21 protein-coding genes and 1 pseudogene are annotated in these 21,163 nt (G+C 70.9%); 10 read left to right on the forward strand and 12 right to left on the reverse strand.

Translation table 11 applies throughout. From position 1 onward, the window contains the following. Positions 1-38: 38 nt before the first annotated feature. Positions 39-923: an RNA polymerase sigma factor RpoH gene (gene rpoH / locus NRP21_RS01975; protein WP_257714481.1), complete on the forward strand. Its 885-nt coding sequence runs from the start codon at positions 39-41 to the stop codon at positions 921-923. Positions 924-1,007: 84 nt separating this feature from the next. On the opposite strand, the gene NRP21_RS01980 is transcribed toward rpoH, so the two are convergent. Continuing rightward, on the reverse strand, positions 1,008-2,174 hold the full coding sequence (locus tag NRP21_RS01980; RefSeq protein WP_257714482.1) for an MFS transporter: 1,167 nt from the start codon (positions 2,172-2,174) through the stop codon (positions 1,008-1,010). Positions 2,175-2,314: 140 nt separating this feature from the next. Further along, positions 2,315-3,598 (reverse strand): Gfo/Idh/MocA family protein, encoded by a 1,284-nt coding sequence (locus tag NRP21_RS01985; RefSeq protein ID WP_257714483.1) that lies wholly within the window; start codon positions 3,596-3,598, stop codon positions 2,315-2,317. 151 nt (positions 3,599-3,749) lie between these two features. Between NRP21_RS01985 and NRP21_RS01990 the strand changes: the two genes are divergently transcribed. After that, positions 3,750-4,259, forward strand: a complete 510-nt coding sequence (locus NRP21_RS01990) for a VOC family protein (RefSeq protein ID WP_257714484.1) — start codon at positions 3,750-3,752, stop codon at positions 4,257-4,259. Between the two features lie 32 nt (positions 4,260-4,291). Continuing rightward, positions 4,292-5,665, forward strand: a complete 1,374-nt coding sequence (locus NRP21_RS01995; RefSeq protein ID WP_257714485.1) for a deoxyribodipyrimidine photo-lyase — start codon at positions 4,292-4,294, stop codon at positions 5,663-5,665. Positions 5,666-5,944: 279 nt separating this feature from the next. Here NRP21_RS01995 and NRP21_RS02000 read toward each other — a convergent pair whose 3' ends face one another. The 3 genes from NRP21_RS02000 to NRP21_RS02010 form a co-directional block, all read right to left on the reverse strand. Next, positions 5,945-6,610, reverse strand: coding sequence for a hypothetical protein (locus NRP21_RS02000; RefSeq protein WP_257714486.1), 666 nt, complete (start codon positions 6,608-6,610; stop codon positions 5,945-5,947). Positions 6,611-6,686: 76 nt separating this feature from the next. Next, positions 6,687-7,877 (reverse strand): FAD-binding protein, encoded by a 1,191-nt coding sequence (locus NRP21_RS02005; RefSeq protein WP_257714487.1) that lies wholly within the window; start codon positions 7,875-7,877, stop codon positions 6,687-6,689. Beyond that, positions 7,874-9,322: an FAD-linked oxidase C-terminal domain-containing protein gene (locus NRP21_RS02010; RefSeq protein ID WP_257714488.1), complete on the reverse strand. Its 1,449-nt coding sequence runs from the start codon at positions 9,320-9,322 to the stop codon at positions 7,874-7,876. Before NRP21_RS02010 ends, NRP21_RS02005 begins: the two co-directional genes overlap by 4 nt. Before the next feature lie 139 nt (positions 9,323-9,461). Here NRP21_RS02010 and NRP21_RS02015 point away from each other — a divergent pair. After that, positions 9,462-9,689: pseudogene (locus NRP21_RS02015) on the forward strand (VOC family protein); the annotation flags it as partial. A gap of 13 nt (positions 9,690-9,702) precedes the next feature. After that, a complete protein-coding gene (locus NRP21_RS02020) occupies positions 9,703-9,840 on the forward strand; it encodes a VOC family protein (protein WP_257714696.1) in 138 nt (45 codons plus the stop codon). Positions 9,841-9,892: 52 nt separating this feature from the next. On the opposite strand, the gene ykgO is transcribed toward NRP21_RS02020, so the two are convergent. Continuing rightward, positions 9,893-10,018: a type B 50S ribosomal protein L36 gene (gene ykgO / locus NRP21_RS02025; protein ID WP_209376756.1), complete on the reverse strand. Its 126-nt coding sequence runs from the start codon at positions 10,016-10,018 to the stop codon at positions 9,893-9,895. Positions 10,019-10,352: 334 nt separating this feature from the next. On the opposite strand from ykgO, the gene NRP21_RS02030 reads away from it, so the two are divergent. Further along, positions 10,353-10,682, forward strand: coding sequence for a hypothetical protein (locus NRP21_RS02030; protein ID WP_257714489.1), 330 nt, complete (start codon positions 10,353-10,355; stop codon positions 10,680-10,682). On the opposite strand, the gene NRP21_RS02035 is transcribed toward NRP21_RS02030, so the two are convergent. Both NRP21_RS02035 and NRP21_RS02040 read right to left on the reverse strand, forming a co-directional pair. Further along, positions 10,673-11,941, reverse strand: a complete 1,269-nt coding sequence (locus NRP21_RS02035) for an Hsp70 family protein (protein WP_257714490.1) — start codon at positions 11,939-11,941, stop codon at positions 10,673-10,675. The two genes, NRP21_RS02030 and NRP21_RS02035, sit on opposite strands and share 10 nt — an antisense overlap. A gap of 89 nt (positions 11,942-12,030) precedes the next feature. Then, positions 12,031-12,861, reverse strand: a complete 831-nt coding sequence (locus NRP21_RS02040; protein WP_257714491.1) for a sulfite exporter TauE/SafE family protein — start codon at positions 12,859-12,861, stop codon at positions 12,031-12,033. 108 nt (positions 12,862-12,969) lie between these two features. Here NRP21_RS02040 and NRP21_RS02045 point away from each other — a divergent pair, with 108 nt between their 5' ends. The 3 genes from NRP21_RS02045 (at position 12,970) to NRP21_RS02055 (ending at position 16,289) form a co-directional block, all read left to right on the forward strand. Next, positions 12,970-13,731 (forward strand): sulfite exporter TauE/SafE family protein, encoded by a 762-nt coding sequence (locus tag NRP21_RS02045; RefSeq protein ID WP_257714492.1) that lies wholly within the window; start codon positions 12,970-12,972, stop codon positions 13,729-13,731. 176 nt (positions 13,732-13,907) lie between these two features. Beyond that, positions 13,908-14,627: a cysteate racemase gene (cuyB, locus tag NRP21_RS02050; RefSeq protein ID WP_257714493.1), complete on the forward strand. Its 720-nt coding sequence runs from the start codon at positions 13,908-13,910 to the stop codon at positions 14,625-14,627. 75 nt (positions 14,628-14,702) lie between these two features. After that, positions 14,703-16,289, forward strand: a complete 1,587-nt coding sequence (locus NRP21_RS02055) for an ABC transporter substrate-binding protein (protein WP_257714494.1) — start codon at positions 14,703-14,705, stop codon at positions 16,287-16,289. 40 nt (positions 16,290-16,329) lie between these two features. On the opposite strand, the gene aceA is transcribed toward NRP21_RS02055, so the two are convergent. Beyond that, a complete protein-coding gene (gene aceA, locus NRP21_RS02060; protein WP_257714495.1) occupies positions 16,330-17,742 on the reverse strand; it encodes an isocitrate lyase in 1,413 nt (470 codons plus the stop codon). Positions 17,743-17,872: 130 nt separating this feature from the next. Here aceA and NRP21_RS02065 point away from each other — a divergent pair, with 130 nt between their 5' ends. Then, complete coding sequence (locus tag NRP21_RS02065) at positions 17,873-19,276, forward strand: helix-turn-helix domain-containing protein (protein WP_257714496.1); 1,404 nt, start codon at positions 17,873-17,875, stop codon at positions 19,274-19,276. Here the strand turns inward: NRP21_RS02065 and sugE are convergent. The 3 genes from sugE to NRP21_RS02080 form a co-directional block, all read right to left on the reverse strand. Next, complete coding sequence (gene sugE / locus NRP21_RS02070) at positions 19,265-19,585, reverse strand: quaternary ammonium compound efflux SMR transporter SugE (protein ID WP_257714497.1); 321 nt, start codon at positions 19,583-19,585, stop codon at positions 19,265-19,267. The genes NRP21_RS02065 and sugE overlap by 12 nt on opposite strands. A 103-nt stretch (positions 19,586-19,688) precedes the next feature. Continuing rightward, positions 19,689-19,928 carry a hypothetical protein gene (locus NRP21_RS02075; protein WP_257714498.1) on the reverse strand — a complete coding sequence of 80 codons (240 nt, stop codon included), beginning with the start codon at positions 19,926-19,928 and terminating at the stop codon, positions 19,689-19,691. 139 nt (positions 19,929-20,067) lie between these two features. Continuing rightward, positions 20,068-21,138, reverse strand: coding sequence for a tartrate dehydrogenase (locus NRP21_RS02080; RefSeq protein WP_257714499.1), 1,071 nt, complete (start codon positions 21,136-21,138; stop codon positions 20,068-20,070). Between the last annotated feature and the right edge of the window lie 25 nt (positions 21,139-21,163).

Genomic DNA, 21,163 nt, shown 5'->3' on the forward strand with positions numbered 1-21,163 from the left:
CGGGGGCTGCCCGGCCGGTCTAGGAGGCAGATGCTCTTATGGCTTCCACTGCGATGATACCGATTGCCCCCGAGGGCAACCTCTCCCGCTATCTGCAGGAGATCCGCAAGTTTCCCATGCTGGCGCCGGACGAGGAGCTGAACCTCGCCAAGCGCTGGCGCGACAACCAGGACGAGGGCGCGGCGCACAAGCTCGTCACCTCCCACCTGCGGCTCGTCGCCAAGATCGCCATGGGCTACCGCGGCTACGGCCTGCCGGTGGGTGAGCTGATCAGCGAAGGCAACGTCGGCATGATGCAGGCGGTGAAGCGGTTCGACCCGGACCGCGGCTTCCGCCTGGCCACCTACGCCATGTGGTGGATCCGCGCCGCGATCCAAGAGTACATCCTGCACTCCTGGTCGCTGGTGAAGATGGGCACCACCGCCGCGCAGAAGAAGCTGTTCTTCAACCTGCGCCGCCTGAAGGGCCAGATGGCCGCCCTCGAGGAGGGCGACCTGAAGCCGGAGCAGGTGGAGAAGATCGCCCGCGTGCTGCAGGTGCCGGAGCAGGACGTGGTGTCCATGAATCGCCGCCTGGCGAGCCCGGACAACAGCCTGAACGCCCCCATCCGCTCCGACAGCGAGGGCGAGTGGCAGGACTGGCTGGTGGACGACAGCGAGAGCCAGGAGGAGGAGCTCGCCGACCGGGAGGACATGACCAACCGGCGCGACCTGCTCAACTCCGCCCTGCAGTCCCTGAACGACCGGGAGCGCCACATCCTGATCGAGCGGCGGCTGAAGGACGAGCCGACGACGCTGGAGGAGCTCTCCCAGCAGTACAACATCTCGCGCGAGCGGGTGCGCCAGATCGAGGTGCGCGCCTTCGAGAAGCTGCAGAAGAACATGAAGCGGCAGATCGTCGAGCGGCGCCTCGCAGTCGACTGATCGCGGCGGCTTCCAGGCCGGAATGACGAAGGGGTGGCGGAGTGATCCGCCGCCCCTTTCGCTTGTCCAGGTCCGCCCGCCGGCTCAGGCGGTGTCGGGCCGCCTGCGGCGGATGATGAGGAGCGGCCCGATCAGGCAGCCGATCGCCCCCGCCAGAAAGATGGCAGGGTAGCCGCCGATCCCGACGATCAGCCCCGCCAGCGGGCCGGAGAGGCCCACGGCGATGTCGAGGAAGGCGCTGAAGCTGGCGATGGCGAGGCCCCGGCTGGCCTCCGGCACGCGCCGGACCACCTCCACGCCGAGGGCGGGGTAGATGAGGGAGAAGCCTGCGCCCGTCAGCGTGGCGCCGAGCAGGGCCACCGTCACGTTCGGCGCCGTCCAGAGCAGCACCTGGCCCACCGCTTCCACCACTAGCGAGATGGCGGCCACCCGCGCCCCGCCGATCCGGTCCGGCATATGGGAGAAGAAGGCGCGGACGATGATGAAGCCGATGCCGAAGCCGGTGAGGGAGAGCCCCGCCCCCTCCCAGCCCTGGCTGGCGAAGTAGAGCGCGACGAAGCCGCTCAGCACGGCCTGCGGCGCGATGCCCAGGCAGAGCGCGAGGCCTTCCCGCCACACCAGCCCGATCATCCCGATGAAGGAGGCGCGCCCGCCGCGCTGGACCGGCGCGATGGAAGGCCGGGACAGGGCGATGACGAGCCCGACCAGCGGCAGGGCGGCGGTGGCCAGCGCCACTGCGACAAATCCGCCCTGCGCCATGAGGAAGAGCCCGACGGGGGCCCCGAGGCCGATCGCCACGAACATGGCGATGCCCTGCCAGGTCATCACCACCCCCGTCCGGCGCGGGCCGAGGGTGAGGATGCCCCAGGTCATGGCGCCGATGAGGAAGAGGCTCTCCGCCGGCCCCATGATCAGCCGCCCGGCGATGAGCACGGCGAGCGAGATCTGGGGATCTGGGATGTAGGCGGAGACGAGGTAGGTAAGGCCGGAGAGAACGGCCAGCGGCAGCCCTATCAGGGCGCCCCAGCGGGGTCCGCGCCGGTCGATCATGGAGCCCGCCCACTGGCGGGTGAGGATGGTGGCAAGGGATTGAATCCCCGCCACCCAGCCAGCGGTGACGAGGCTGAAGCCCAACTCGTTGTGAACGCGGAGGGAGAAGACCGGCAGCGGCATGGCAATAGCCAGGAAGCCGGTGAGCACGATGGTCACGAACGGCCAGAGCCGCCACGCGGAAACGGATTCGGATTGCATGGGCAATGCGCCTCAATCGGGGCCGGTGGCCCGGGGGGCGCGTTGGATGACGCTAACGCTTGCGGCCGGCGCGTGGGGCGCCGGGCGGGACCTTCTGCCCGCCCGGCGCGCGGCCCGTCAAGCCGACCGCCCGCCGGGAATCAGCCGGCCTGGGCCGGCTCCGGCCCGCGCGTGGGGCCGGGCGGCTTGGGCAGATCCACCGGGCGGCCTTCGGCGGCGGAGCGGTAGATGGCGGCCATCAGCGCCTGGTCGTGGGCGCCCTCCTCGCCGGGGGTGTGGGGCTGCCGGTTCTCCTTCACGCACATGGCGAAGTGGTCCAGCTCCAGCGCGAACTGGTTCTTCGGCTCGATGCGCTTCTGCTCCCGCACGGCCACCCCGCCTTCCCGGCGCGACACGTACATCTGCTGACCGTGGTAGGAGAAGGCGTCCGGCATCTCCACCGTGCCCTTCTCGAAGTGCAGCGTCATGCTCTTGTCGTTGAAGCTGTCGTAGGAGGAAAGGCAGTTGGCGATCACGCCGGAGGGGAAGCGGAGCATGAAGGAGACGCTCTCCTCGATCTCCTTCCAGCGCTGGTCGCCGGGCGGGGAATAGATGCGCGCGAAGACGTCGTTCGGCTCCTCGCCCGTGATGTAGCGCGTGGCGTTGAGGCAGTAGAGGCCGATGTCGGGCAGCGCGCCGCCGCCTGCCAGGGCGCGGTCGAAGCGCCACTGGTCCACCGTGCCGGAGGACTGCACGTTCGTCGCCTCGATGGAGCGCAGCTTGCCCAGTTCCCCGCTGCGGGCAATGCGGATGGCCTCGCGGTTGAAGGGCTCGTACTGGCAGCGATAGGCGATCATCAGCCGCACCCGCGCCCGCGCGCAGGCCGCCACCATCGCGGCCGCGTCCTCCGGCGAGGTCGCCATCGGCTTCTCGCAGAGCACGTGCTTGCCGATGCCCGCGCTGCGCTCCGTGTACTCGCGGTGCATGGCGTTGGGCAGGCCGATATAGACGGCCTGCACCGCCGGGTTGTCGCGCAGCTTCTCCAGATCCTGGTAGGAGTGGACCGCGCTCTCGGGGATGCCGTAGCGGCGGGCCACGGCGCGGCCCTTCTCCGGACTGCCCGTCACCAGCGCGACGGGGCGGGCCATCTTCGCCTCGCCGAAGGCGGGCAGCGTCTCCTCCACGCTGATGCGGCCGAGGCCGATGATGGCGTAGCCCACGCGCTCGCCGGGCGGCAGCGGATTGGGGGCGGGCGGGGGCGGCGGCTCGGCCTCGCCGCGCCAGTTGGGAAAGCGCACGCGGCCGTCCTGCACGCCGCCGAGATCGGTCTCGGTGGGCGCCGGGTAGCCGGGTGCGCCGGCAGCGCCGAGCGCGAGGCCGGCGGCGGTCAGCCCGCCCGCGCGCAGCAGGCCGCGGCGGCTGGCGCCTTCGGAATCCTTGGCCATGTCATTCTCCGGCTCTGTCGGGGTCGCACCGGGGAACGCCCGCCGGGCGGGGCCCGTTGCCCATTGGCGGCGTCCATGCCGCCCATTCCCGATGACGATTGGGCGCGCGGTGCCGGAGGCGCCAGATTGGCGGGGACGAGGGAGCCCGCCCATGCCCGACACCAGTCCCGCCTCGATGCAGCAGCCTGTTGTCGCGCCCACCGGGCTGCGGATCGGGCACACGCACCTGAAAGTCTCCAACCTGGAGCGCGGCCTGGCCTTCTGGCGCGACGTGATCGGGCTGGAGGAGACCTGCCGTTATCCCGGTGCCGTCTTCCTCTCGGCGGGCGGCTACCACCACCACATCGCGCTCAATACGTGGGAGAGCGAGAACGGGCCGCCCCCGGCCCCGGGCACCACGGGGCTGTTCCATGTCGCGCTGCTCTATCCAGACCGCGCGTCGCTCGCGCGTGCGGTGAAGGCGGTGCTGGCGGCGGGGATCAGGCTCGACGGCGCCTCGGACCACGGCGTGTCAGAGGCGATCTACCTGCGCGACCCGGACGGGAACGGGGTGGAACTCTACGTGGACCGGCCGGCGGCGGAGTGGCCGCGGCACCCGGACGGGACGCTGGCGATGTTCACGCGACGGCTGGATCTCGCGGCGCTGCTGGCGGCGGGCTGACAAAGCAGCGCCCGCCCCTACATGGCCGGGCGATGATCCAGCCCAGCCGCATCGAAACGATCAAGGACGCGCCGGAGAACCCGGACGGCCGCTACGTCCTCTACTGGATGGGGCTGTCCCAGCGCGCGCGCTTCAACCCCGTGCTGGAGCACGCGGTGGACCTGGCGAATGAGCGCGGCCTGCCCGTTCTCGTCTGCTACGGCATCGCCGAGGGCTTCCCCGAAGTGAACGCCCGCCACTGGGCATTCCTGCTGGAGGGGATGGCGGAGGTCGGGCCCGCGCTGGAGAAGCGGGGGATCGGCTACGTCGCGCGCAGGGCCCCGCCGGTGGAAACGGCGCTTGAGATGGCGAGGGACGCCGCGCTGGTGGTCTGCGACCGGAGCGAGCTGCGCCCTCCCCTCGCCTTCCAGGCGGATTTCGCGGCGCGCTGCCCCTGGCGCGTGGTGCGGGTGGAGGGGGACGTGGTGGTGCCGGTGGGCACCGCCTCGCCGAAGCACGAGATCGGGGCGCGCACGCTGCGGCCGCGCATCGGGCGGCTGCTGGACGAGTACCTGGTGCCGATGAAGGAGCGGCGGGTGCGGCGGAAGATGGAGGCGGTGCCGGAGAGCACGCTCGATCTGTCCGACGTGCCGCGGCTCGTCGCCGGGCTGCGCGCGGACCAGTCGGTGCGGCCGGTGCGGCGCTTCCGGGGTGGTACGGCGGAGGCGGAGCGGCGGCTGAAGCGCTACCTCGCTGGCCCCTTCGCGGAATACGGCACGAATCGCGGCCGCCCGGAGGCGGGCGCGGCGTCCCACATGAGTCCCTACCTGCATTTCGGCCAGATCTCGCCCGTGGCAATCGGGCTGGCGGTGCGGGAATCGCCCGTGGGCGGGCCGGAGGACCGGCAATCCTACCTGGAGGAGCTGATCGTCCGGCGGGAGCTGGCGATGAACCACCTGCGCTACGAGCCGCGCTACGACAGCTACGAGGCCGCCCCGGCCTGGGCGCGCAAGACGCTGGACGCGCACCGGGGCGATCCGCGGCCCTTCCTCTACACCGCCGCGCAGTTCGAGGCGGGCGAGACCCATGACCGCTACTGGAACGCGGCCATGAAGGAGATGCGCGAGACCGGCTACATGCACAACCACATGCGCATGTACTGGGGTAAGAAGATCCTGGAATGGTCCGCCTCTCCGGAAGAGGCTTTCGAAACGACGCTGCGGCTGAACAACCGCTACTTCATCGACGGGCGGGACGCGAATTCCTTCACCAACGTCACCTGGCTCTTCGGCCTGCATGACCGGCCCTGGGGGCCTCGTCCGGTTTATGGCAACGTGCGCTCGCTCGGCGCCGCGACGCTGAAGAAGTTCGACGCGGACGCCTATGTGCGGACGGTGGACGAGCTGGCGGCGGCGGAGGCGGGCTGAGGGTCCGCCCTCTTCCCGCTCTCAGAGCATCCGCAGGTTTTTCGGCGGCAGGAACTCGTCGGTGGAGGCCTGCTCCGGCGTGGGCAGCTTGAAGGTATCCACCGTCGCGTCGATCTGCCGCTTCAGCCGCGCCGGTTTCACCTAGGAGGGGCCGTTCTGGCGCAACTGCCCGGCGATCAGCGTTCGGTCGGTTGATCGGTCCCGTCCTGCCCCTGATCCCATCACGATCGGCGCTCGCGGCCGGATCGTGATGGGACGGCTAGAAACGGGCCGGGTGCCTCAGCCCCGGTCGGGGAAGGTCACGTCGGTGACGCTGCAGAGGTCCACGCCGTGCACCTCCTCGGCGGAGCGGTTCTCGTACTCCACCCGGACATCGTAGTTGCACTCGCCGGCCGGCAGGCGGATGGCGAAGCGGCCGCCGGGCGGAACGGTGGAGTTGCCCAGCCGGTCCTCGCCCCAGTTGCTGTCGGAGCCCGGGGAGGCGCGCAGCACCTGGATCGTCTTGTTGGTGCGGTTCACGAGGTTGAAGGAGGGGTTGCCGGAACGCCCGGGCTGGGCGGCGCCGCCGCGCTTGCCGTCCGCGCTGCGCCCCCCGCCCTGGCCCTGCTGGCCGAAAACCACTTCGTTCGTGCGGCAGGTGTCGATGCCGCGCCGCTCCTCGGAGCGCCCGCCCTGATAGACCACGCGGACATCATTGGTGCACTGGCCGGCGGGCAGGCGCACGGCGAAGCTGCCGCCATCGGCCAGCACGTCGTTCCCCAGCAAGTCCCGCCCCCAGGTGTTCTGCTGGGCGGAGGAGGCGAAGAGCTGCTCGATGACCTGGCCGGAGCGGTTGACGACGTTGAAGCTCGGATTTCCCCGCGATTGGGCGAGGGCCTGCCCGGAGAGACCAGCGATAAAGGCAAGAGCAAGGGCGCCCTGGCGAGGGATCGTCAACCGCGTCACGTCTGTTGTTCCTCCGTAGGATTCGGAGGCGGAGATTGGCCGCGCCGCCGCATCTGCAACAGACAGTAATGCGTGATCAGGCGCCCGCGCGCATCCGGCCGGGGTTGAGGCGCCCCGAGGGGTCCAGCGCCGCCTTCACCCGCGCCGCGATGGCGGCCAGCGGCGGTGGTTCGGGCGGGAGGACGGCAACGGCGGCGCGCAGCGGGTCCGGGGCGCGGAACAGGGTGAAGGTGCCGCGGGCGGCCCCCGCCGCAGCGGCCACGGCCTCGTGCGCCGCCTCCGTGGCGGGGCCGGCGGCCCAGACCAGTCCGCCGCCCCAGTCCAGCAGGCAGCGGGCGCCGAATGCCCCGCGCAGCGCCCGCACGGCCGCCGGCGCGGCCGAGGGGCGGAGGGAGAGGCGCCACACCGCCTCCGCCTCACCCGGGGACAGGGGCTCTGCCTCGCGGACGGCGCGCCACAGGTCGCGGGACGCCTCGCCCTCCAGCACGCGCCCGCCGGGCAGGGCCGCGCGCAAGCGGCCCATGCGGTACTCCACCGAGGCCTCCACATCTTCCAGCCGCAGCAGGGCGACGGGGCCGGACAGGCCCGCCGCCGCGCTGCCGGCGGGCAGCATCGCCGCGCCGGTGATGCCGTAGGGGCTGGTGAGGCCGGCCGAGAGGGTGGCGATGCCCGCCGCCTCGTCCTCCACCGGGACGGCCAGGGTGGCGGTGCGCCCGGCGGCGGGGCCAAGCTTCAGCGTCACCTCCGTGATGACGCCGAGCGTGCCGTGGCTGCCCGCGAGCAGCTTGCACAGGTCCAGCCCGGTGACGTTCTTGTGTACCCGGCCGCCGGAGCGAAGCACCTCCCCCGCGCCGTTGACGAAGCGGATGCCCAGCACCGCGTCGCGCAGCGCGAAGCCGGTAATGCGGCGGGGGCCGGAAAGATTGGCGGCGACCAGGCCGCCGATCGTCGGCGGCGGGGCATCCGGCACGCCCATCAGGGCGCGCAGGTCGGGCGGCTCCGGCACGAGGATCTGGTTCTTCTCGGCCAGGGCGGCCTCGATCTCCGGCAGCGTCGTGCCGGCGCGGGCGGAGAGGACCATCTCCTGCGGGCGGTAGAGGGTGATGCCCGTCAGGTTGCGGGTGGAGAGGGTGCGGGATGCCTGGACCGGGCGCAGCATCCCCCGCTTGGTGCCGTTGCCCTCCACCGCCAGCGGAGCGGCGGCGTTACGGAGGGCAGTGGCGATCCCCTCCTCCGTGGCGGGGGCGAGGTCGAGGACGGCGCTCATTCAGCGGCGACGGTCAGGGCCTGGTTGCCCTCCAGCGGGAAGACCTTGGCGGGGTTCAGCAGCCAGTCCGGGTCGAAGGCCGATTTCACGCGGCGCTGCTGGGCGAGTTCGGGGGCGGTGAACTGCACGGTCATCAGGTCGCGCTTCTCCACGCCCACGCCGTGCTCGCCCGTCAGGCAGCCGCCCACCTCCACGCAGAGCTTGAGGATGTCGGCGCCGAAGGCCTCGGCCTTGCGGAAGCTCTCGGGGTCGTTGGCGTCGAACATGATGAGGGGGTGCAGGTTGCCGTCGCCGGCGTGGAAGACGTTGGCGACGCCCAGGCCGTACTCCTCGCTCATCTCCCCGATCCGGCGCAGAACATGGGGCAACTCGCCGGTGGGGATGGTGCCGTCCATGCAGAGGTAGTCGGGCGAGATGCGGCCCACGGCCCCGAAGGCGCCCTTGCGGCCCTTCCAGATCGCCGTCGATTCCTCCGCGCTGGTGGCGACGCGCATGGAGATGGGATCGAAGCGCGCGCAGATGTTGCGGATGGCCTCCAGCAGCGCGTCCTGCTCCTCAGCGCTGCCCTCCACCTCGATGATCAGCATCGCCTCCGCGTCCAGCGGGTAGCCAGCATGGGCGAAAGCCTCGCAGGCGTGGATGCAGGGACGGTCCATGAATTCCAGCGCCACGGGGATGACGCCGCTGGCCATGATGGCGTCAACGGCCGCGCCCGCCACCTCCGTGCTGCGGAAGGCGGCGAGCATGGCGCGCTGGCCCTCCGCCGCGCGCAGGATGCGGACCGTGACCTCGGTGACGATGCCGATCTGGCCCTCGCTGCCGGTGATCAGGCCCAGCCAGTCGTAGCCGGCAGAATCCAGGTGGCCGCCGCCGATCTCCAGCACATCGCCATCGATGGTGACGATCTTCACGCCGAGCAGGTTGTTGGCCGTCACGCCGTACTTCAGGCAGTGCGCGCCGCCCGAGTTCATCATCACGTTGCCGCCGATCATGCAGGCGAGCTGGGAGGAGGGATCGGGCGCGTAGAAGAAGCCCTGCCCTTCCACGGCCTTGGTGATGCCGAGATTGGTGACACCGGCCTCCACCACCGCCAGCCGGTCCTCGAAGGAGACCTCCAGGATGCGGTTCATCCGCATCATCCCGACCACCACCGCGTCCGCCAGCGGCAGCGCGCCGCCGGAGAGGCTGGTGCCGGCACCGCGGGGCACCACGCGCACGCCGTTGTCCCGGCAGAAGCGCAGTACGGCGGCGACCTGTTCGGTGGATGTGGGCAGCACGACCGCCAGGGGCATCTGGCGGTAGGCGGAGAGGCCGTCCGTCTCATAGGGGCGCAGGCGCAGGGGCTCGGTGATCACGCCGTCTCCCGGAACCAGGGCGCGCAGCCCGGCCAGGATTTCGTTGCGGCGGCCCAGCACCTCCGGCTTGGGCAGGGGCAGGGCGATCATGCGGGCGTTCCTTCGGTGCTTGGAAACCAGATTGGGATCGCGGCGGGGCCGGGGCAAGCCGAACCGGGGTGCCGGCGTGCCGTTACGGGGGGCGTGCCGGCCTCGGAGGGGCTGGCGGCAGGAGGGGCGGAGCCAGAGGATGATCCACCACGTCTCGTTCGGCACGAACGACATCGCCCGCGCCCGGGCCTTCTACGACCCGGTGCTGGGCGCGATCGGGCTGCGCCTGATCAAGCAGGACGACGCCGGGGCACATTACGGAACGGGGGACATCCTGTTCAGCCTCGTCCTGCCGGTGGACGTGCGGCCCGCAGGGCCGGGCAATGGCGCGCATGTCGCCTTCGCGGCGGGCACGCGGGCGATGGTACGGGATTTTCACCGTGCGGCGCTGGCGGGGGGGAGGCACGGAGGACGGTCCCCCGGGCCTGCGGCCGAGCTACAACGCGAACTACTACGGCGCCTTCGTCCGGGACCCGGACGGCAACAAGATCGAGGCGGTGACCCACTCGGCGGAATAGCCCCGCCGGGCTCGCCTAGCCGCGGCGGGACGAATCCCGCCGCGCCGCAACCTCAGCCCTGGCGGGCCTTCAGGCGCGGGTTCTTCTTGTTCAGCACGTAAAGGCGGCCGCGGCGGCGCACCAGCACGCAGTTCTTGTCACGCGTCTTCGCGGTCTTGAGGGAGTTACGGATCTTCATCTGTCAGCCTGGCCACACGTCGAGGGGCGGGGCGACGTGAGCCGTCCCCCGGGGAGAGGGCGCGGTATATGGGTACCGGGGCGCCGGGTCAACCGCGGAGGCGGCAAACCATGTCGCAGGGGTGACGTTCGGTTTACTATCGCACTGCAACATGTCCCTGCCGAGGGAGCCGCCCCATGATCAAGCGCCTGCGCCGCGCCCTGCGCCGCCTTTTCACCCGTTCCGCCTACCGGCCGGAAAGGCGGTATATGCGTGGGAACCGCGCCGCGGGCTGATCCTCCCGGGCGATCTCCGGGGGAAGGTCGGGGCCGCGGCCGACGAGGAAATGCCGCCCATGCCCGATCCGGCCCCGCCCGAGGACCTGAAGGTCGCGCGCCAGATCCTGCCCAGCGCGGGCACGATGATCGGCATCTGCACAACCCTGGTGGGCCTGGTGAAGCTCCTGGAGAGCCAGGTAGGGGGCGACAGCCGGGCGGATGAAGTAGGCGGGCTGGTCAGCGTGATCTTCCTGGCCAGCGTCATCCTCTCCTACTCGGCGATCCGCCTGGTCCAGATGCGTCCCCGCCTCAGCCATTGGCTCGAGCGAATGGCGGACCTGCTCTTCGTCCTTGGGCTGCTGGGGATCGCCGGGCTGACCCTCCTCTTCGCCTACGATCAGCTCTGATCCCGGCCCATCAGCGCCAGCCCTTCGGCCACCGAGACGAACTCGCCGCCGCCGAAGATCCGCTCCTCCCCGAAGCGCCGGGCAAAGAGGGCGCGGACGGCCGGGACCAGGGAGGTGCCGCCGGTGAGGAAGACCCGGTCCACCCCGTCCGGGCCGATCCCGGCATCGGCCAGGGCGGCGTCCACCGCGGCCTCCATGCGGGCGAGGTCGGGGGCGATCCAGGCCTCGAACTCGGCCCGGGCGATCGGGGCCTCGATGGTGAAGTCCTCGTGCTGGAAGTGCAGGACCGTCTCCTCGGCCGAGGAGAGGGCGGCCTTGGCGGAGGAGACGGCGCGGTAGAGGGCGTAGCCCGCCTCGTCCTCAATCAACTGGACCAGCCTGTGCAGGCGCTCCGGGTGGTCGGCGGTGCGGGCCACCTCGGCGATCTCGCGCAGGGTCTTCGGGCCGCGCATGAGGGGCAGCTGGTGCCAGCGGGCGAAGCTGGCGTACCAGGCCGGGGGCACGGGCAGCGGCTTGCCCATGATCCGGTACTCGTCCCCCTTGCCCAGGCGGGGGGAGACAACGCGGTCGATGATCCGGGTGTCGAAGGCATCCCCCGCCAGGCCCACGCCGGCATGGCCCAGCGCCCTCACCCGGGCCGGCGGCCGGGATACGCCAAGCGGCGACCCGGGGTCGAAGCGCATGACGGAGAAGTCGCTCGTGCCGCCGCCGAAGTCGCCCACCAGCACGGTGGAGGGGCGGTCGATCCCGGCGGCGAAGCGCTGGCCTGCGGCGGCGGGCTCCAGCGCCACCTCCACCGCGGGCAGGCCGGCGGCAGCGAAGGCGGCACGCAGGCGCGTCTCGCCGAAATCGTCGTCCGCCCTGTCTCCCACGAAGCGGACGGGGCGGCCCACCACCACCCGCGCGCCCTCCATCGTCGCGGCGAAGGGGGCCAGCAGCTCGCGCAGGAAGAGGGCGACCAGCGATTCCAGCGTGAAGCGGCGGCCGAAGATCCGGGTCTCCGTGAAGCTGTGCTGGGCCAGGTAGCTCTTCATGGACATGACGAGGCGGGAGGCGAGCGGCTCCTCCAGATAGGCCTCGATCCCCGCGGGCCCGGCGGCGTGGCGCATGGCGCCGCCCCGGGGGTCCGACCAGAAGCAGAGGACGGAGCGGAAGACCTCGCCGGTGTCGCGGGCCAGGGTCTCCGCCGTGCCGTCCGGACGCAGGGCGGTGACGACGCTGTTGGTGGTGCCGAAATCGATGCCGATGACGGGCTGCATGCGCCGTTCCCCGCGAAAAGGGGGCGGGTTCAACCCTGCCCGGGGCGCGCTGGCAAGCCCCCCGCCGGTGACGTGTTCAGGTCACCGCCTCAGGTCACCAGGGAGTAGATCATCCGGACCGCCGTGATGCCCAGGAACACGGCGAAGGCCCGCTTCAGCGCCAGCGGCGGGATGGTGTGGGCGAGGTGCACGCCCCAGGGGGTGGCGAGCATGGAGGTGGGCACGATCAGCAGGCACCCGATAAGGTTGACGTAGCCCAGGCTGAAGGGCGGGAGCAGCGGGTTGCCCCAGCCAGCGTAGATGAAGCCGATGGCGGCCGGGATGGAGATGACGATCCCGAAGGCGGAGGCCGTGGCCACGGCCGAGCGGATGGGCGTGCCGAAGAGGTTGAGCAGCGGCACGCCGACGGTGCCGCCGCCGATGCCCATCATGGCGGAGATGCCGCCGATGAAGACCCCGAGGATCTGGCGGAGGATCCCCGTGGGGAAGGTCTCGCGCAGCCGGGAATCGACGCCGGTGAAGCCCATGTTGAGCGCGACCAGCAGCGCGATGACGGCGAAGACGGCCGTGAGCGTGGAGCCCCGGACCCAGATGGCGATCACCGTGCCGATCAGCACGCCCACGACGAGGGAGGGGATCATCGCCTTCAGCAGCGGCACGTCCATGGCGCCGCGGGCGTGGTGCTTGCGGGCGGACTGGATGGAGGTGGGGATGATGGTGGCGAGCGAGGTGCCCACCGCCAGCTTCATCTGCACCGCCTCCGGGATGGAGAGGAAGGGGAAGACGTTGAACAGCACGGGGACGATGACGATCCCCCCGCCGACCCCGAGCAGCCCAGCCAGAGTGCCGGAGACGAGCCCCGTGGCCGCCATGACAGCCGCCAGGGCGGCGATCCAGACGGGGTCCTGCATGTGGTCCATGGGCATTTCCTGCGGCACGTAGTCGGTGAATGGGCTGTAGGCCGGAACGGGCGGCATGTCAGCGGGGGGCGCTGGTGCGCGGGCGCCCCGCGGCGCATGGTTCGGCCCGTGCCACTCATCACCGACCCCTGGTTCTACGCCCTGGCCATCCCGGCCTTCCTGCTGAACGGGATCAGCAAGGGGGGGTTCGCCTCCGGGGCGGGCAACGTCTCGGTGCCGTTGATGGCCACCATCGTGCCGGCGCCGCAGGCGGTGGGGATCGCCCTGCCCGTGCTCTGCGTGATGGACGTGGCAGGGCTGCGCGCCTGGTGGGGGCGCTGGAGCGGGCGGGAGATGAGGGCGATCCTGCCGGCGGGGCTGCTGGGGATCGCCATCGGCTCCCTCACCTTCGGCCTCTTCACGGCGCAGGCGATCAGCCTGTTGCTGGGGGTTCTGACGCTGGCCTTCCTGGCGCGCGGCATCCTGCAGCGCCTGCGGGGCGCGCTGCCGCCCCCTGCCCCGCCGAGCACGCCCAGGGCCTGGCTCTTCGGCGCGGCCTCCGGCTTCACCAGCACCCTGGCGCATCAGGGCGGGCCGCCGCTGGCCATGTATCTCTACCCGTTGAGGCTGGACCGGCAGGTGCTGGCGGCCACCACCACGGTGTTCTTCGGGGTGATGAACTACGTGAAGCTGGTGCCGTATATCGGCCTGGGGCTGCTGGACTGGAGCAACATCCTGACCAGCCTCGTCCTGGTCCCCTTCGCGCCCATCGGGGTGCATCTGGGCATATGGCTGCAGAAGCGGATCAGCGACCGCACCTTCTACAACGTGGTGTATGTGCTGCTGGCGGTCAGCGGCACGAAGCTGATCTGGGACGGCCTGGGCGGCTGAGGCGGCTTCGGCGGCTGCGCCGCCGGCTGGCGTCCTGGCGGCTGCGCCGCTGGCTGGGGTTCTGGCGGCTGCGCCGCCGACTGGGATTCTGGCGGCTGCGCCGCCGGGTGTGGTTTTGGCGGCTGTGCCGCCAGCTGTGATTTTGGCGGCTGTGCCGCCGGGCAGAGGGCAATGCGATGACGGATCGGGTGCTGGGCGTGCTGGGGGGCATGGGGCCGCTGGCGAGCGCGGAGTTCATGCGCCAGCTCACTCTCCTGACGCCGGCGGAGCGGGACCAGGACCATATCCCGGCGATCCTCTGGTCCGACCCGCGCGTGCCGGACCGCACCGCCGCCCGCCAGGGGCGCGGGCCGGACCCTCTGCCCGCCCTCGTCCGCGGGATCAGGGGCCTGGAGGCGGCGGGGTGCGGCGCCATCGCGATCCCTTGCAACACCGCCCATGGCTGGATCGACGGGATGCGGGCGGCCACCCGCCTACCCATCCTGCACATCGTGGAGGCGGCGGCGGAGGCGCTGCGCCGCCAGGGCATCGGGCCCGGACCGGTTGGGGTGATGGGTACGGCGGGGACGCTGGCCATGGGGCTGTACCAGCAGGGGCTGGAGGGGGATGGCTGGCATGTCTCCGTGCCGACCGAGGAGGAGATGGCGCGGCTGGTGACGCCGGGCATCGCGCTGGTGAAGGCGAACCGGGTGGCAGACTCCTACGCCCCGCTGGCCGAGGCGGCGCGGGCCCTGGCGGCGCGCGGCGCGCGGGCGGTGGTGCTGGGCTGCACGGAGATCCCGCTCGGCGTCGCCGCCGGCCCTGCCCTGCCCTTCCCCGTGGTGGACACGATAGAGGCGCTGGCCCTGGCGGCGATCCGCTGGGCGAAGCCGGAGGCCGCGCGCGCGGCGGCCTGAACTGCCCCGTTCTTGCATTCCGGTGGCAGGATGAACCGGCCGCACGGGCGCGGCCCAGGAGCAGAGGACACCGCGATGAGCACCACACGCCGCAGCCTTCTCGCCTCGGGGGCCGCGATCGGCGCGGCCGGGATGCCCTGGATCGGCCCGGCCCGCGCGCAGGCGGCGGCGCCGCTGCGCTTCATCCCCTCCACGCCGCTGCCCTCGCTCGATCCCATCGTGGCGACGAGCTACGTGATCCGGAACCACGGCTACCTCATCTACGACACGCTCTTCGCGACGGACGAGAACTTCCAGATCCGCCCGCAGATGGTGCAGCACTGGGAGGGTGCGCAGGATGGGCTGAAGTGGACCTTCCAGCTGCGCGACGGGCTGATGTTCCACGACAACACGCCGGTGCGCGCGGGGGACTGCATCGCCTCCATCAAGCGGTGGTCGGCGCGCGACGCCTTCGGGCAGACCTTCGCCACCTTCGTGGACTGCTACGATGCGGTGGATGCCCGCACCTTCGCGGTGCGGCTGAAGCGCCCCTTCCCGCAGATCACGGCGGCGCTGGGCAAGCTCTCCTCCAACGTGCCCTTCATCATGCCCGAGCGCGTGGCGGCCACGGACCCGGCGCGCAACATCACGGAGGCGATCGGCTCTGGCCCCTGGCGCTTCCAGACCGGGCAATGGATCCCCGGGCAGAACGCGATCTACGAGCGCTTCGCCGCCTACAAGCCGCGCGAGGAGGCGCCCAGCTGGGCCGCGGGCGGGAAGGTGGCGAAGATCGACCGGATCGAGTGGCTGGCGCTGACCGAGCCCTCCGCTGCCGTCGGGGCGCTGATCCAGGGCGAGGTGGACTGGTACGAGCAGCCGCCGGTGGACCTGCTGCCCGTGCTGAAGCGGGACCGCAACATCACCATCCAGAACGTGCCGCTCGGCCTGGCGCTGCTGATGCGCTTCAACCACCTGCAGCCGCCCTTCAACAACCCGAAGGTGCGGCAGGCCGTGATGATGGCCATGAAGCAGGAGGACTACATGCAGGCGGTGGTCGGCAGCCCCGACTACTACGCCGAGGCGAAGACCTTCTTCACGCCTGGCTCACCCATGTCCACCGGCGCGGGCGGGGCGGAGGCGATCCGGGGCGACCTGAACCGCGGCAAGGCGCTGCTGCGCGAGGCAGGCTATAACAACGAGAAGGTCGTGCTGCTGGCCCCGGCCGACCAGCCCATCGCCTATAATCAATCCCTGGTGACGCAGGAGCTGCTGAAGAACCTCGGGATGAACGTGGAGCTCGTCTCCACGGACTGGGCGAGCTTCATCGGGCGGCGCGCGAATCGTGGCGCGCCGGATGCGGGCGGGTGGTCCGTGTTCCACACACTCTGGTCGGGGGCGGACACGCTGAACCCCGCGCTGCACCCGCTGATCCGCGCCAATGGCGCCGCCGCCTGGTTCGGCTGGCCGGAGGACCGGGAGTTGGAGTCGCTGCGCGACGAGTGGATCGCCAGCGACGACACCAATACGCAGAAGACGCTGGCCGCCCGGATCGAGCGCCGCGCCTTTGAGGTGGTGCCCTATGCCCCGGCGGGGAAGGTGGAGCAGCCCATGGCCTACCGGAAGAGCCTGACGGGGATGGTACTCTCCCCCGTGCAGTTCTTCTGGAACATGGAGAAGAAGTAGGGGGTGGCGGGGGCCGCCATCGCGGCGGCCCCCTGCCCTCTCACTTGGCGGTGGCGGGCTGGTTGCGCTCGCTACAGGCCCAGCCATGGCTGTGGACCAGGCCGTCATCGTGGTCCACCGGCTCTCCGCCGATGCGCGGCGTGGGGCCGTGGTCCTCGTGGAACTGCGCGGCCTCGGTGGAGTGGGCCAGCGCCGTGGTGGAGGAGCGGCCGCCGCTGGCCGCCGTCGCCACCGCGTCGAAGTAGCCCACGCCGACCTCGCGCTGATGGCGCGTGGCGGTGTAGCCGTCCGGCTCCGAGGCGAACTCGGCCTGCTGCAGCTCCGAGTAGGCGGCCATGCCGCGCTCCCGGTAGCCCTTGGCCAGGGTGAACATGGAGTGGTTCAGGCTGTGGAAGCCGGCCAGGGTGATGAACTGGAACTTGTAGCCCATGGCCGCGATCTCGCGCTGGAACTTGGCCGCGGCGGCCTCGCCCATCTTGCGCTTCCAGTTGAAGCTCGGGGAGCAGTTGTAGGCCAGCAGCTTGCCCGGGAACTCGCGGTGGATGGCCTCGGCGAAGCGGCGGGCGTCGTCGAGGTCCGGGTCGCTGGTCTCCCACCACAGCAGGTCGGCATAGGGCGCGTAGGCCAGGCCGCGGGCGATGGCGTAGTCCTTCCCGCAGCCCGGGCGGATGCGGAAGAAGCCTTCCGGCGTGCGCTCCCCGCTGATGAAGGGGTGGTCGCGCTCGTCCACGTCGCTGGTGAGGAGTTGGGCGCTCTCCGCATCCGTCCGGCAGAGCAGGATCGTGGAGACACCCTCTACATCCGCGGCCAGGCGCGCCGCGTTCAGTGTGCGTATGTGCTGGGAGATCGGCACCAGCACCTTGCCGCCGAGATGGCCACACTTCTTCTCCGAGGCCAGCTGGTCCTCGAAGTGCACGCCAGCCGCGCCCGCCTCGATCATCGCGCGCATCAGCTCATAGGCGTTGAGCGGGCCGCCGAAGCCGGCCTCAGCATCCGCGATGATCGGCGCCATCCAGTGGGTGTCGTCGCCGCCTTCCTGCGTCGCGATCTGGTCGGCGCGGCGGAGCGAGGCGTTGATGCGGCGGATGACCTTCGGCACGGAGTCCACAGGGTAGAGCGACTGGTCCGGGTACATTTCGCCGGCCGAGTTCGCGTCCGCCGCCACCTGCCAGCCGGAGAGGTAGATGGCCTTCAGCCCGGCCTTCACCTGCTGCAGCGCCTGGTTGCCCGTCAGCGCGCCGAGGGTGGGCACGAAAGGCTCCGTGTGCAGCAGGTGCCACAGGCGCTGCGCGCCCATCTCCGCAAGCGTGTGCCGGATGCGGAAGGAACCTGAGAGGCGCGCGACGTCCTCCGGCGTGTAGTCGCGGCGGATGCCGTCGAAACGACCGGGGCCGGCGGGGTAGCCGCTGCCGGAACCATCGGGGGAATAGTTGGGGCTCGTCGTCGGGTGCATCGCGTGTCCTCCTGCGATGAGTGAATGATTGACAAATAGCGCCCGAAAGCGAGGGATGTTCGACGTGCATTCCTGCAAACCCGTGGTGTGTTTGACAGGATCGGCGTGAAAATTGTGAAGGTTGTAAATCATGGCGCGTCCCATGATTGGCCGCGTGGTGCGGCGGCTGCGGAAGGAGAAGGGGCTGACGCAGGCCTCGCTCGCGCTGCGCCTGGGCATCTCCGCGAGCTACATGAACCTGATCGAGGCGGATCAACGGACGATCACCGCGAGCCTCGTCTTCAAGCTGGCGGATGCGTTGGGCGTCGATCTCGCCGTGCTCTCGGGCCAGGCCGAAGGGCGGCTGGAGGCAGGGCTGCAGGAGGTGTTCCGCGACCCGCTGCTGGGCGCGGAATCCGTGCCGGAGGAACAGGTGGCGGCGCTGGCCGCGGCGCCCGATGCGGCGCGCGCCGTGCTGGCGCTTTGGCGCGCCTGGCGAGTGGCGCGCGAGGATTCGGCGGGGCTCGCCCTTCCCTCCGGCCGCCGAATCCTGCTGCCAACCGAGGAGGCGCGCGACGCTTTCCACGATGCCGCCAACCACTTCCCGCTGCTGGAGGAGACGGCGGAGGCACTGCGCGCGACGATGGAGGAGCCCTCTCCGCAAGGGCTGGACCACGCGTTGGCGCAGCGGCTGCGCGCGCATCACGGGCTGTCCGTCACGGTCGGCGTGCTGCCGGGCGCGGCGCTGCGCCGCTACGACGCCGCGGCGGCGCAGCTGTTGCTGAGCGAGTCCCTGCCGCGCGAGAGCCGCAGCTTCCACCTCGCTTTCACCCTCGGGCTGCTGGAGGCGCGGGACGCGGTGGATCGGGTGATCGCGGCGATCGGCCCGTCATCCGAGGAGGCGGGATCGCTGCTGCGGATCGGGCTGCTGAACTACGTGGCGGCGGCCGTGATGATGCCCTACGCACCCTTCCAGTCAGCCGCGCGGGCGCTGCGGCACGACGTGGCGGCGCTGTCGGCCCGCTTCGCCGTTTCCTTCGAGCAGGCCTGCCACCGGCTCTCCACCTTGCAGCGGGAGGGGGCGCGGGGCCTGCCCTTCTTCTTCCTGCGCGTGGACCCGGCGGGCAATGTTTCCAAGCGCTTCTCGGCGGCGGGCTTTCCCTTCGCGCGCGGCGGCGGGTCATGCCCGCGCTGGATCCCGCACGCCGCCTTCGCCACGCCGGGGCGCGTGGTGGTGCAGGTGGCGGAGCTGCCGGACGGCGCCGCCTTCCTCTGCTTCGCGCGCACGGTGGAGCACGCGGCGGTGCGCTGGGGGGAACCGGCGCCGGTGCATGTGGTGGCGATGGGCTGCGAGCTCGGGCGGGCTGAGGAGGTCTGCTACGCGGACGGGATTGACCTGGACTCGGCGCGGGTCGGGATCGGGCTCTCCTGCCGGCTCTGCGACCGGGTGGATTGCCGCTCCCGCGCCTTTCCGCCGCTGGAGCACCGGCTGCTGCTGGACCCTGCCTCCGCCGGCGCCCCTTACCGGTTCAGCCCGGCCCCTTCAGCCCGGTGAAGCCAGCTTCAGCCCCACCAGCCCGGCCAGGATGAGGGCGGCGCTGGCGATCCGAAGCGGCGTCGCAGCCTCCCCCAGCACGGCGATGCCGAGGACGAAAGCGCCGAGCGCCCCGATTCCCGTCCAGATGGCATAGGCGGTGCCGAGGGGCAGGCTCCGCATGGCGAGCGCGAGGAGGCCGACGCTCGCGGCCATGCCGGCGAGGGTGATGACGCTCCAGAGGGGGCGCGTGAAGCCGTGGGATGCCTTCATCCCATAGGCCCAGAGAACTTCGAGAAGACCGGCGAGGATCAGGTACAGCCAAGCCATGGCGAGGCCCCTTCCGATGGGGCCGGGCCGTCCCGGCGTTGGTCAGATAGCGCCGCAGGTCGTCCCGCGGCGGCTCCGGCGCATCAGCCCGCGCCGGATGGTGTCAGTCGCAGTCGCAGCCCGGAGTGGGGCCGGGATCGACGCGGACGATGTGGTGGTCGATCCACTCCGCGACAAGGCGGCGCGCCTCGGCCACCGAAGCCTCGGGGTGGTGGATGCGATACAGCGAGGTGCAGGCACCGAAGGCGCTGTAATCGTTCGTGCCGACGTCGCGCAGCTCACGATAGGCCGTGACGACGGCCCGCTCGCAGTTGCGGGCGATGTAGCTGTAGTCGTGCCCCATCCGATCCGATCCCGTTCCCCGTGTTGCGATGTTGTTGAGAATAACTCGCAACACCTGGTCGTGTTATACCGATAGCTGAACAAGCGTTCAAGTGTTCAGTGGTAACCGGGCGGCAAAACGCCGCCCGGCCGGAATGAGGCTATCCCCGCCCGACCACCTCGGCCAGAGCCTTTCCGACCTCCAGCGTGCCGGCATTGCCGCCCAGGTCCCGCGTGCGCGGGCCGCCCTCGGAGAGGAGGGACTCGATGGCGTCCGTCACGGCGGCGGCGGCCTCGTGCTCGCCCAGGTGCTCCAGCATCAGCGCGCCGGACCAGATCTGCGCGATGGGGTTGGCAACGCCCTTCCCCGCGATGTCGGGCGCCGAGCCGTGGACCGGCTCGAACATGGAGGGGTGCTTGCGCTCCGGGTTGATGTTGGCGCTCGGGGCGATGCCGATGGAGCCCGCCACCGCGGGGCCAAGGTCGGACAGGATGTCGCCGAAGAGGTTGGAGGCCACCACCACGTCGAACCAGTCGGGGTGCTGCACGAAGTGGGCACAGAGGATGTCGATGTGGAACTGGTCCGTGCTGATCTCCGGGTAGGCCTTCGCCATCTCGGCGAATCGCTCGTCCCAGTACGGCATGGTGAAGGTGATGCCGTTGGACTTGGTGGCGGAGGTCAGCTTCTTGCGCGGGCGCTTCATCGCCAGCTCGAAGGCGTACTTCATCACGCGGTCGCAGCCCGTGCGGGTGAAGACGCTCTCCTGCGTCACGAACTCGCGCTCTGTCCCCCGGAACATGCGGCCGCCGGAGGAGGAGTATTCACCCTCCGTGTTCTCCCGCACCACGACGAAGTCGATCTCCGCCGGCGTGCGGTTGGCGAGCGGGGAGCGCACGCCCGGCATCAGGCGGCAGGGGCGCAGCGAGATGTACTGGTCGAAGTCCCGCCGCATGGGGATCAGCAGACCCCAGAGGGAGACGTTGTCCGGCACGCCCGGCCAGCCCACGGCGCCGAGGAAGACGGCATCGGATTGGCGGAGCTGGTCCAGCCCGTCATCCGGCATCATCTTGCCGGTCTTCGCGTAGGTCTCGCAGGACCAGTCGTAGTGGGTCAGCTCCAGCTCGAAGCCAAAGCGGCGGGCGGCGGCGTCCAGCACGCGCAGCCCCTCCGGCGTGGTTTCCTTGCCGATCCCGTCCCCCGGGACCACCGCGATGCGGTGCTTGCGCGCCATAATCGTTCCCCTATCCCTCGGCCCC

Source organism: Roseomonas populi, assembly GCF_024594815.1.
Taxonomy (GTDB): domain Bacteria; phylum Pseudomonadota; class Alphaproteobacteria; order Acetobacterales; family Acetobacteraceae; genus Roseomonas; species Roseomonas populi.

Coding starts and splice junctions, on each gene's coding strand:
- NRP21_RS02075 (WP_257714498.1), bottom strand. CDS start 19,928: ATGGGGCACGACTACAGCTACATCGCCCGCAACTGCGAGCGGGCCGTC.
- NRP21_RS02005 (WP_257714487.1), bottom strand. CDS start 7,877: ATGAGCGCCGTCCTCGACCTCGCCCCCGCCACGGAGGAGGGGATCGCC.
- NRP21_RS02080 (WP_257714499.1), bottom strand. CDS start 21,138: ATGGCGCGCAAGCACCGCATCGCGGTGGTCCCGGGGGACGGGATCGGC.
- NRP21_RS02055 (WP_257714494.1), top strand. CDS start 14,703: ATGAGCACCACACGCCGCAGCCTTCTCGCCTCGGGGGCCGCGATCGGC.
- aceA (WP_257714495.1), bottom strand. CDS start 17,742: ATGCACCCGACGACGAGCCCCAACTATTCCCCCGATGGTTCCGGCAGC.
- NRP21_RS02065 (WP_257714496.1), top strand. CDS start 17,873: ATGGCGCGTCCCATGATTGGCCGCGTGGTGCGGCGGCTGCGGAAGGAG.
- rpoH (WP_257714481.1), top strand. CDS start 39: ATGGCTTCCACTGCGATGATACCGATTGCCCCCGAGGGCAACCTCTCC.
- NRP21_RS01980 (WP_257714482.1), bottom strand. CDS start 2,174: ATGCAATCCGAATCCGTTTCCGCGTGGCGGCTCTGGCCGTTCGTGACC.
- cuyB (WP_257714493.1), top strand. CDS start 13,908: ATGACGGATCGGGTGCTGGGCGTGCTGGGGGGCATGGGGCCGCTGGCG.
- NRP21_RS02010 (WP_257714488.1), bottom strand. CDS start 9,322: ATGATCGCCCTGCCCCTGCCCAAGCCGGAGGTGCTGGGCCGCCGCAAC.
- NRP21_RS01985 (WP_257714483.1), bottom strand. CDS start 3,598: ATGGCCAAGGATTCCGAAGGCGCCAGCCGCCGCGGCCTGCTGCGCGCG.
- NRP21_RS02040 (WP_257714491.1), bottom strand. CDS start 12,861: ATGGACCACATGCAGGACCCCGTCTGGATCGCCGCCCTGGCGGCTGTC.
- NRP21_RS02030 (WP_257714489.1), top strand. CDS start 10,353: ATGCCCGATCCGGCCCCGCCCGAGGACCTGAAGGTCGCGCGCCAGATC.
- NRP21_RS02035 (WP_257714490.1), bottom strand. CDS start 11,941: ATGCAGCCCGTCATCGGCATCGATTTCGGCACCACCAACAGCGTCGTC.
- NRP21_RS01995 (WP_257714485.1), top strand. CDS start 4,292: ATGATCCAGCCCAGCCGCATCGAAACGATCAAGGACGCGCCGGAGAAC.
- ykgO (WP_209376756.1), bottom strand. CDS start 10,018: ATGAAGATCCGTAACTCCCTCAAGACCGCGAAGACGCGTGACAAGAAC.
- sugE (WP_257714497.1), bottom strand. CDS start 19,585: ATGGCTTGGCTGTACCTGATCCTCGCCGGTCTTCTCGAAGTTCTCTGG.
- NRP21_RS01990 (WP_257714484.1), top strand. CDS start 3,750: ATGCCCGACACCAGTCCCGCCTCGATGCAGCAGCCTGTTGTCGCGCCC.